Consider the following 9,836-nt stretch of genomic DNA (forward strand, 5'->3'; position numbering starts at 1 on the left):
CACCAAGACGCACTGATCGCGCAAGCGCGCATCCATTCCCCATCCCCAGCCGTCGACCCGCGGGCCAGGCAGAAGAGAGCGACATGAGCGAGACAGCATTCCATCCGGGCCGGCTGGTGATGGTGGACATCCAGGGCAAGACGCTGGATGCGACGACCGCGGCCTTCCTGCGCGACAACAAGATCCGCGCGGTGTGCCTGTTCCGCAAGAACCTGGGCACCGAGGCGGAGGTCCGCAAGCTCACGCAGGACCTGCGCGACGCGATGGGCGCCGATGCGCTGATCGGTCTGGACCAGGAGGGCGGCTCCGTCGTGCGGGCGACCTTCCTGCCGCAGCCGCCGTCGGCGATGGCGCTGGGCGCGGCGGGCGACGAGGGGCTGGCCGAGCAGGTGGGCGCGGCGGTGGCGCGCGGACTGCGCGGCATCGGCATCAACTGGAACTTCGCGCCGGTCACCGACATCAACAACAACCCGGCCAACCCGGTCATCGCCGAGCGCAGCTTCGGCGAGACCGCGGACACCGTCACGCGCCTGGCCGGCGCGTGGATGAAGGGCTCGATGGCGGCGGGCGTGGCCTGCTGCATCAAGCACTTCCCGGGGCATGGCGACACGCACGTCGACTCGCACCTGGACCTGCCCACCGTCGAGAAGTCCCGCGCCGAGCTGGACGCGCTCGAGCTCAAGCCCTTCCAGGCGCTGCGCGACGTCGCGCCGTCGATCATGACCGCGCACATCGTCTATCCGAAGATCGACCCGTCGTACCCGGCGACGCTCTCGAAGACCATCCTGGGCGGCATCCTGCGCGACGAGTACGGCTACGACGGCGTCGTCATCACCGACGCGCTGATGATGAAGGCCATCGCCGAGCGCTACGGCTACGCGAAGGCGGCGGTGCTGGCGATCAACGCCGGCGCCGACATGATCCTGGCGCAGGGCTCGCTGGACGAGCAGGCGCAGGCGATCCACGCGCTGCAGGACGCGCTGGCGCGCGGCGCTTTGAGCGTCGAGCGCGGTCGCCAGGCCGAGGCGCGGCTGGACAAGCTGGCGCGTGATTTCCCGGTCCGCTTCGACGTCTATCAGGGCGCGCAGCGCGAGGCCGACGACGTGCTGATGCGCCGCGCCTGGGCCGCGGGCCTGAGCGCGCTGCGCGGCGCGACGCCGCCGGCGATCGACCGTCCGATCCGCGTGCTGGTGCAGGACGAGGTGCCGACCGACGGTGTGTCCGAAGCCGGTCCGACCGGCGCGCAGGTGCGCGCGCTGTTCGAGGGCTACGGCGACGTCGAGTTCGTCTCGCTCGGCGACATCGCGGCGCTCGACTGGTCCATCGTGCCGGACGACGGGCGCTTCACGATCGTGGCTTCGACGCACCGCGCGCGCTACGGCGCCAACGCCGCCGCGTGGCGGCCGGACCTGCACCTGGTGCTGTGGAATCCGTTCCAGGCGCTGGACGTCTCCGCACCGACGGTGATCAGCTGGGGCTACGCCGACGGCGCCCTGGGCGCGCTCGGCGCCTGGCTGCAGGGCCGCGGCGAGGCCGGCGGCCAGTCTCCGGTCACGCTCGATTGACGCCGGCGTCCGCCGTCCCGCATCGCACCGCATCGCACCGAGGTCCTCCCCCATGAGCTCTTCGAAGATCCCTCCTGCCGCCGCCGACGCGCGCGGCGACCGCAGCCCCATCCGCTGGGTGTCCAGCCTGTACTTCGTGCAGGGCATGCAATTCTTCGTCGTCATGCTGATCGCCGGCCTGATGTTCAAGAACATGGGCGTCGCCAACGACCAGATCGCGCGCTGGACCGGCCTGCTCGGTCTCGCGTGGGCGTTCAAGCCCTTGTGGAGTCCGTTCCTGGAGCTGGCGCGCAGCAAGAAGCTGATCGTCGTCGCGGGGCAGTACACCGGCGCGGTGGGCCTGGGCCTGATGGCCGTGGCGCTGCAGCTGCCGATGTGGTTCGCGGCCAGCATCGCGGTATTGTTCCTGCTGGCCTATGCGTCCGCGACGCACGACATCGCCTGCGACGGCCTCTACATGGCCTCGCTCGACGACAAGCAGCAGGCCGCCTACGCCGGCTGGCAGGGCGCGTTCTTCAACGCCTCGAAGTTCCTCACGCTCGGCGGGCTGCTCGTGCTGGCGGGTCATCTGGAACGCGGCATCGGCGTCATGAACGCCTGGTCGGTGATCTTCGCGATGCTGGCCGTGCTGCTGTTCGTGCTGGCCAGCTACAACGCCTATGCCTTGCCGGGCACGCTCAACACCGATCACGGCGATCTCACCGTCGCGGGCGTGTGGCAGACCTTGCGCGAGGTGATCGCCGATTTCCTGAAGAAGCCAGGCATCTGGCTGATGATCCTGTTCATCGTCATGTTCCGTTTCGCCGAGGGGCAGGTGCAGACGATCGGTCCGCTGTTCCTGATCGAGCCGCGCGAGAAGGGGGGGCTGGGTCTGACGACGGAACAGGTGGGCGGCATCTACGGCACCGTGGGCACGGCGGCCTTCCTGGTCGGCAGCATCGTCGGCGGCTATTTCACGAGCTGGCTGAGCCTGCGTCGCGCGATGCCGTTCCTGATCGTGGCGATGGCGGTACCGAACGCGACCTTCTACTACCTGGCCGTCACGATGCCGGCGGACCTGTGGCATGTCGGTTTTGCCGTCGCGGTCGAGATGCTGGGATACGGTTTCGGTTTCGTCGGGATGATCCTGTTCATCATGCAGGCGGTGGCGCCGGGCAAGTACCAGACGGCACATTACGCGCTGGGATCGGGCGTGATGCAGCTGGGATTCATCCTGTCCAAGACGATCAGCGGCGACATCCAGATCGCGATGGGTTACGAGCACTTCTTTCTGTGGACGATTGGTTGTGGTGTGCCGGCGCTGGTCCTGCTGCTCTTCGTCCGCATGCCTGGCAAGGCCAAGGGCGAGGGCAAGGACAAGGACAAGAGCAACGGCAATGCGCCGACCCCCATCGAAAGCGCCACATGAACTCGTCCGAAGTCCTCGGTAGCAGATCCGTCGAAGTACGGGGGTGGTTGGGGACGGCTGTGCTTGGGGTTTTGGCGCTTGCCGCCAAGGCCCCATGCACTGGCGGCCAACGCCCTGTCCTCAGCAGGTGGGCGGTCGCCGCGACGCTCGTCGCTGCAACGGGCGCTCACGCGGCCACCCCGCAATTCTTCTTCGACGACTTCAGCTACGCCGACACCGCGGCCCTGTTCAAGCATGGATGGACGGCGCGCGGTGCGGCCGGCCATCCGGGTCTGCCTGGCGCACGCTGGGCGCCGGAGGCGTTGAGCCTCGTGGACGGCAAGCTGCGCCTGCGTGGCACCACCGACGGCACCGGTGCGGGCACGACGCAGGTGCAGGTGTGCCACCAGCGCAAGTATCTGGCGGGCACTTACGCCGCGCGGGTGCGCTTCAGCGATCAGCCGGTGAGCGGCGCTGACGGCGATCCGGTGATCCAGACCTTCTACGTGGTGAGTCCGCTGAAGCACGACTTCGATCCTGAGTTCAGCGAGCTGGACTGGGAGTACCTCCCCAACGGCGGGTGGGGCAGCGAGAAGACGCGGATCTACGGCATCACGTGGCAGACGGTGCGGCTGGATCCCTGGCTGGCGTTCAACCAGCAGCACGAGGAATTCGGCGCGTTGGGTGCGCCGGGCAAGGACTGGCACACGCTGGTGATGCAGGTGGCGGAGGGGCGGACGCACTGGTTCATCGACGGCCGCAAGGTCGACGACCACGGCGGTCGGAACTACCCGGTGGTTCCGATGTCGATCAACTTCAACCTGTGGTTCTCGCCGGAGGGGCCGCTGCCGCATGGACCTGCGGGTGGTCCGCCGCGCGTGTACGAAGAAGACGTCGACTGGGTCTTCCACGCGAAGGACACGGTGCTGAGTCCGGCCCAGGTGGAGACCCAGGTGAAGCGCTGGCGTGCCGGTGGCGTCGCGCGGCTGGACCAGGTACCGGCCGCGGAGCCGGCGCTCGAGAGCCGCTGCGACTTCTGATTCTTCCGACCTCATTCCCATGAACGCTCCCTCGAAACGCATCGCGTCCGTCGACGCGCTGCGCGGTCTGGCCGTGGCCGCGATGCTGCTGGTCAACAACCCCGGCGACTGGGGCTACGTCTACGCCCCGCTGGAGCATGCGGCCTGGAACGGCTGGACGCCGACCGACCTGGTGTTCCCGTTCTTCCTGTTCATCGTGGGCGTGTCGCTGTCGCTCGCGATGGGTGCCCGCATCGAAGCGGGCGACGGCGCCGCGCTGCGCGGCACCGTCGTCAAGCGTGCGCTGCGCATCCTGGTCCTGGGACTGGTGTTGCACGCGCTCGCCTGGTGGTTGATGGGCAGACCGGCCTTGCGCATTCCCGGCGTATTGCAACGCATCGGCTTGTGCTTCGCTTTCACCGGGCTCATCGCGATCCAGTGGCGGGCGACCGGACAGCGGCTGTGGATCGCCGCGTTGCTCTTCGGTTATGGGGCGTTGCTGTTGTGGGGCGGACCGCTCGACAAGGCCGGCAACATCGCCAGCCGCATCGATGCGTGGCTGCTGGGTCCTCATGGCTACGAGTGGGACGCGGCCACCGGTCTCGGTCATGATCCTGAAGGCATCGTCGCCACGCTCGGCGCGCTCGCGACGACGCTGCTCGGCTGGCGTTGCGGCGAGGCGCTGCGCAGCGGCGCGTTGAAGCAGCTCGCGACGATCGGACTCACTGCGGCCGCCGCGGGCTTCGCGCTCGACGCGATTGGCCTCATGCCGATCAACAAGAACCTGTGGACGCCGTCGTTCGTGCTCTTCACGGGCGGGCTGGCCGCGCTGGCGCTGTTGGGCGCGCACGCACTGATCGATCGCCTCGGCTGGCCGCCGTTGTTCCGCAGCTTCGGCGTCAACGCGATCGCCGCGTATGCCGGCGCGTGGATGTGCACGGTGTTCCTGGCGGGCTTCGGTTGGATGGACCCGCTCTACGCCCACGGCTTCGGCTGGCTGGAGCCCCTCGTAGGACCGTACGGGCGCTCGCTCGCCTTCGCGCTGGGGTTCGTCGCCGTCTGGTGGGCGATCGTGCGCGTACTCGACGCACGCCGCATCTACATCAAGGTGTGAACCCCGACGCGCCGTCCGGTGCGCGGACGGAGAATCCGGCGATGAGCTTTTCCATCCGCATGCCACCCGACGTGCAGTCGCTCACCGTCGGCGGCCACCAGGTCCTGCTGATCGACGACTTCCTCGAGGATCCGCAGGCGCTCGTCCAGGCCGCCTGCGACAGCACGTTCGAGCTCTGCCCCGGCGCGATCGAAGGGAAGGGGTATCCCGGCATGCGCGCCAACGCGCCCGAGGCCTATTCCCAGGAGCTGGTGTCGCTGCTGGATCCGCTCATCAAGATCAACTTCGGCATCGACGAGGACCTGCCGCTGCGCAAGACGCCGTGCATGTTCTCGCTCACCACCCTGACGCCGGATCGGCTCGGCCCGCTCCAGCGGGTGCCGCACTTCGACTCCAGCGCGCCGCATTACATGGCGGCCCTGCTGTACCTCTGCGACGGCCGTCATGGCGGCACGGGGTTCTATCGGCACAAGGCGACCGGGCTGCAGCAGATCGGCGTTGACGACACGGAGCGCTACGGCGCGTCGGTCCGCGAGCAGATCGAGCGCCAGCCTCCGCCGCAGCGCTACTTCGACGCCGGCGATGAACACTTCGAGTTCCTCGGCAGGCTGCCTGCGAAGTTCAACCGGCTGGTCGTCTACTCGGGCGGGCTTATCCACACGGCTTGCGTGAACCCTGCGCTGAGCATCAGCGACGACCCGCGCAACGGTCGGCTCACGGTCAATACCTTCGTCGACTTCTGAGGGCGCTGCCTCCCGCAGCCAAGCGCGGGCTCTCCACGGGGTGAGGGGGCTCCCTCCTGGACCCCCTCACCCCATTCCGGCCCCACAGAGATCCGCTGACGGCATGTGTGGGGGAGGCGGGCGTTCGGAAACAAAAAAGCCCGGCATGTGCCGGGCTTGAAGAGGGCCAGGAGACCCTCGGAGATGTTCTGGAATCAGAACTTGGCGTTCAGGCCGATGCGGTACGTCGTCTCGCCCATGAAGGACCAGGCCGGGTAGCCGCCCTTGAGCGACTGGCGCAGCGTGGTGCTCGAACCGGCGGCGCCGTACTGCACGTCGTCTTCCTTGGTCAGGTTGATCGCCTCGAAGCTCAGACGCAGGTTCTTCGTGACGTTCCAGCCCAGGCTCAGGTCCAGCGTGCCGTAGTCGTCATGCATGCGGTTGCCGTAGTAGCCGGTCTCGCGAACCATGTACTTGGAGCGCCAGTTGTAGGCCAGACGCGCGCTGTACACGTCGGTTTCGTAGAAGCCCACCAGGTTCACGTTGTGACGCGAGGACAGCGTGAACATGTTCAGCTCGTCCTGGTAGCTCGTCTTGGGCGCCTTCGCATCCGTGAACGTGTAGTTCGCCACCACGCCGAAGCCGTTGTCGAACGAGTGGTTCAGCTGCGTCTCGATGCCGTTGATCTTGCCGCCGCCCGCGTTGATGTAGCGGTTGATCGTCCAGTTGTCGACCAGCGTGTCCGGGCTGATCAGGCCGATCTTCTGGTTGACCTGCGTGTCCGTGGTGATGAAGTTGTCGATCTTCTTGTGGAAGATCGCCGCCGACACCAGGTTGCCGCGACCGTAGTAGTACTCGATGCCGAGGTCGAACTGCTTGGACGACTGCGGCTTGAGCGCCGGAGTGCCGTAGTTCACCGTCTCGTTGTTCTTGACCTGGTCGTTCCAGCCCAGCGTGGCGCCGGCGAACATGTTGTCGTAGTTCGGACGCGTGATCGCCTTCGACGCGGCGAAGCGCAGCAGCGTGTTGCGGTCGAGGTCGTACACGACGTTCAGGCTGGGCAGCCAGTCGTTGTAGGACGAGCTCTGCTGCGCCTTCTTGGTGCTCCAGCCGATGTTCTGCGCGACGTCGCCGGCCGCCAGCGGCGTGCCATCGAACACGTAGGCGTCGTTGCTCGCCTTCGTGCGGATGTAGCGCAGGCCGAAGTTGCCGTGCAGCGCGTCCTTCTCGAAGTTGAACATGCCGTACAGGGCGGTGTTCTTCTCCTCGATCTCGCCGTAGCCGCCGCGCGACTGGGTCCAGCTTGCCACGTTGGCGTTGGCCAGCGCGAACATCGCGCCCAGGTTGGGCTTGGGCACGCTCCAGCCCGGCGTGCCCATCGGGATGGTGCCGCTGAACAGCGTGTCGGTGTTGGCGCTGACCGGCGTGGTCACCATCGTCGGACGGTATTCGTCCTTCGTGAAGGTGTGCTTGGTGGCGCGGACGCCGGCCTTGAACGCGGTCAGGATGCTGTAGTCCAGATCCACCGTGAGGTCGGCCTGGGCGAAGTCTTCCTTGTCCTTGTTGGGACCGCGGGCGGTCGCCCAGGATTCAGGCGTGGAGGTCGCCGGCAGCGCGCTCAGCGGCACGGTCATGTCCTGGCCCGGGGAGATCGAGATCTTCTTGCCGGTCGCGTCGGTCGAACCCCACCACTTCGGCAGGCCCGGTGCGTTGCCCCAGCCCAGGTAGCTGTAATTCGTCGTCAGCGAGGTGCCGCCGTCGGCCTTGGTCGTGCCGGCCGAACCTTCGAGCTTGAAGCCGTCGCCCTTGAACGAGCCTTCGGCGACCACGGTGTCCGAGGTCATCTTGGCGGCGCGCGCCCAGGTCTGCAGGAAGGTGCTGGTCGCGTTGGCCTGCGTGATGTTGGTCTTCTGGCACAGCAGCGCCGGATCCGGGCTGGGCTGCACGCAGGCGTTGGTGTCGGCGTAACCCTTGCCCGGGTCCTGCAGCGTGTACAGGTAGTGGGTGGTGTTGGACGCGTCGGCGTCGTATTCCAGGCGGGTGTAGTTCAGGCCGAGATCGATGCTCTTGGTCGGCCGCGCCTGCAGGCTGACGTTGAACGCCTTGCGCTCGCGTTCCTGCAGGAAGGTGCCCGGCGTCACGTCGCCGGACCAGCGGCCGTCGGCCTCGATGCCGCGACGCATGTAGTCGCCGCGCTCGAAGGCGCCCGACACCAGCACGCCGAACATCTTGCCGCTGTCACGCCAGCTGTACAGGCCGGACACTTCCTTCGTCCAGTCCTTGCTGACCGTGCCCTTGCCGCCCTTGACGCTGACGAAGACCGCATTCGGGTCCAGGTCCAGCGGCTTGCGGGTCTTGACGATCACGGTACCGCCGATGCCGCCTTCGGTCAGGTCGGCCTGGGAGGACTTGTAGACCTCCATGCCGCCGATCAGCTCGGGCGGCAGCAGCGAGTAGTTGAACGAGCGGTCGATCGCCTTCTGGTCATACCAGCCGGTCGACGCCACGCTGTGGCCGTTCAGGGTGGTCAGGGTCATCTGCGGGTCCGTACCGCGGATCGACACCGAGGCGCCCACGCCGAAATCGCGCCCGACCGAGATGCCGGGAATGCGGCCGAGGGCCTGGCCGACGTCGGAGTCGGGCAGCTTGCCCACGTCCTCGGCCGACACGGCATCGACCACGGCGCTGGCGTTCTTCTTGATGTTGGCCGCCGTCTGCAGCGATGCGCGGATGCCGGTGATCACCACCTGGTCCAGCTGCGTGTTTTCTTCTTTCTTCTGTTCCTGCGCCTGCACGGCGAACGCCGCGCTCAGCAGCGCCAGCGTCACCGCCGCCGCGATTGGGGTCTTGTTGACCTTCATGATGAACTGCTCCTCGAGTGGCCAGGGAGTTGTGGCCGTGATGAAGACTTGGCACCTGAAATCACGACACCCTTCGGCGGAGTGGCATGCAGCTGGCGCCCCCGATACACCTCAATGCAACCAATGCCATGCCACTATAACGAGCGGTAAAGCCACTTTGCTACCAGTTTCAGGCCGGTGTTTTCCCTGCTGTGGCATCGCCGCGACCCGCATGGACAGCGGTGTCCGGGCGTTCGTGCTCTCCGTGCCAGCCCGGCTGCCGCGTGGCCTGGGGGTGAGACCACTTGGTCGCAAATTGGTATTAGGAGTGGTCCTTGTGGGGTCGTGTCGGAGCGTGCGTTGGGACACAGTCGATGTGGGCCAGCACCCGCTGCGCCGCGGTGGTTGTTGCAACTTCCAGAGAGCGCCAATCGCACGCGAGCAGTGTTTGGCTGTTTTTTTGTTTGCGCCAAAAAATAACGGTGCTATAGTCGTGGGCTTGCCTTGGAGGGGTGGCCGAGTGGTTAAAGGCAGCAGACTGTAAATCTGCCCGCTAACGCGTACGCTGGTTCGAATCCAGCCTCCTCCACCAAGGCAGACCAATGCAAGAGCAACGAAGCGGGTGATCGTCACCCGCTTCGCGGTTCAAGCAGTGGGAATTGGAAAACTCCCGGGCGGGAGTAGTTCAATGGTAGAACCTTAGCCTTCCAAGCTAATGACACGGGTTCGATTCCCGTTTCCCGCTCCACAGGAAGTTAAAGGTGTTGTGTCGAGATATCGACACAGGTTTGCTGATAAGGTCATCAATCCTGTGTCGATGCCCATGTGGCTCAGTGGTAGAGCACTCCCTTGGTAAGGGAGAGGTCGCGCGTTCGATCCGCGCCATGGGCACCACCTCTCTTCTATCCCGTTTCTTGATTGATCTGATCGCCAGGAGCGCATGATGGCAAAAGGCAAGTTTGAACGTACCAAGCCGCACGTGAACGTGGGCACGATTGGCCACGTTGACCACGGCAAGACCACGCTGACGGCCGCGATCGCGACCGTGCTGTCGAAGAAGTTCGGCGGCGAAGCCAAGGCGTACGACCAGATCGACGCGGCGCCGGAAGAAAAGGCGCGTGGCATCACGATCAACACCGCGCACGTCGAGTACGAGACGGCCAACCGCCACTACGCGCACGTTGACTGC

General features: G+C 66.3%; 7 protein-coding genes and 3 tRNA genes. 9 read left to right on the plus strand and 1 reads right to left on the minus strand.

The features are described 5' to 3' along the window. The first annotated feature begins 83 nt into the window (after nt 1–83). From nagZ to VF536_RS17820, 5 genes are read left to right on the plus strand one after another with little or no spacing between them, the layout of a single operon-like run. Nucleotides 84–1,565, plus strand: a complete 1,482-nt coding sequence (gene nagZ, locus VF536_RS17800) for a beta-N-acetylhexosaminidase (protein ID WP_331616198.1) — start codon at nt 84–86, stop codon at nt 1,563–1,565. A gap of 52 nt (nt 1,566–1,617) precedes the next feature. Next, entirely contained in the window at nt 1,618–2,973 is a 1,356-nt protein-coding gene (locus VF536_RS17805; RefSeq protein WP_331616199.1) for an MFS transporter, read from the plus strand. Between the two features lie 59 nt (nt 2,974–3,032). After that, entirely contained in the window at nt 3,033–3,992 is a 960-nt protein-coding gene (locus VF536_RS17810) for a glycoside hydrolase family 16 protein (RefSeq protein ID WP_331616200.1), read from the plus strand. 19 nt (nt 3,993–4,011) lie between these two features. Then, nucleotides 4,012–5,085, plus strand: a complete 1,074-nt coding sequence (locus tag VF536_RS17815) for an acyltransferase family protein (protein WP_331616202.1) — start codon at nt 4,012–4,014, stop codon at nt 5,083–5,085. A gap of 41 nt (nt 5,086–5,126) precedes the next feature. Further along, nucleotides 5,127–5,828, plus strand: coding sequence for a DUF6445 family protein (locus VF536_RS17820; protein ID WP_331616203.1), 702 nt, complete (start codon nt 5,127–5,129; stop codon nt 5,826–5,828). Between the two features lie 194 nt (nt 5,829–6,022). On the opposite strand, the gene VF536_RS17825 is transcribed toward VF536_RS17820, so the two are convergent. Continuing rightward, nucleotides 6,023–8,668: a TonB-dependent receptor gene (locus VF536_RS17825; protein ID WP_331616204.1), complete on the minus strand. Its 2,646-nt coding sequence runs from the start codon at nt 8,666–8,668 to the stop codon at nt 6,023–6,025. A 485-nt stretch (nt 8,669–9,153) separates the two neighbouring features. Between VF536_RS17825 and VF536_RS17830 the strand changes: the two genes are divergently transcribed. The 4 genes from VF536_RS17830 to VF536_RS17845 all read left to right on the plus strand — a co-directional run. Continuing rightward, nucleotides 9,154–9,239: transfer RNA gene (locus VF536_RS17830), tRNA-Tyr, on the plus strand. A gap of 82 nt (nt 9,240–9,321) precedes the next feature. After that, nucleotides 9,322–9,395: transfer RNA gene (locus VF536_RS17835), tRNA-Gly, on the plus strand. Nucleotides 9,396–9,466: 71 nt separating this feature from the next. After that, nucleotides 9,467–9,541, plus strand: a tRNA-Thr gene (locus VF536_RS17840). A gap of 49 nt (nt 9,542–9,590) precedes the next feature. After that, nucleotides 9,591–9,836: GTP-binding protein (locus VF536_RS17845; RefSeq protein ID WP_239503611.1), on the plus strand; the 246-nt coding region annotated here is incomplete at its 3' end.

This window comes from Roseateles sp., from assembly GCF_036486225.1.
Taxonomy (GTDB): domain Bacteria; phylum Pseudomonadota; class Gammaproteobacteria; order Burkholderiales; family Burkholderiaceae_C; genus Roseateles.

Coding starts and splice junctions, on each gene's coding strand:
- nagZ (WP_331616198.1), top strand. CDS start 84: ATGAGCGAGACAGCATTCCATCCGGGCCGGCTGGTGATGGTGGACATC.
- VF536_RS17805 (WP_331616199.1), top strand. CDS start 1,618: ATGAGCTCTTCGAAGATCCCTCCTGCCGCCGCCGACGCGCGCGGCGAC.
- VF536_RS17815 (WP_331616202.1), top strand. CDS start 4,012: ATGAACGCTCCCTCGAAACGCATCGCGTCCGTCGACGCGCTGCGCGGT.
- VF536_RS17820 (WP_331616203.1), top strand. CDS start 5,127: ATGAGCTTTTCCATCCGCATGCCACCCGACGTGCAGTCGCTCACCGTC.
- VF536_RS17825 (WP_331616204.1), bottom strand. CDS start 8,668: ATGAAGGTCAACAAGACCCCAATCGCGGCGGCGGTGACGCTGGCGCTG.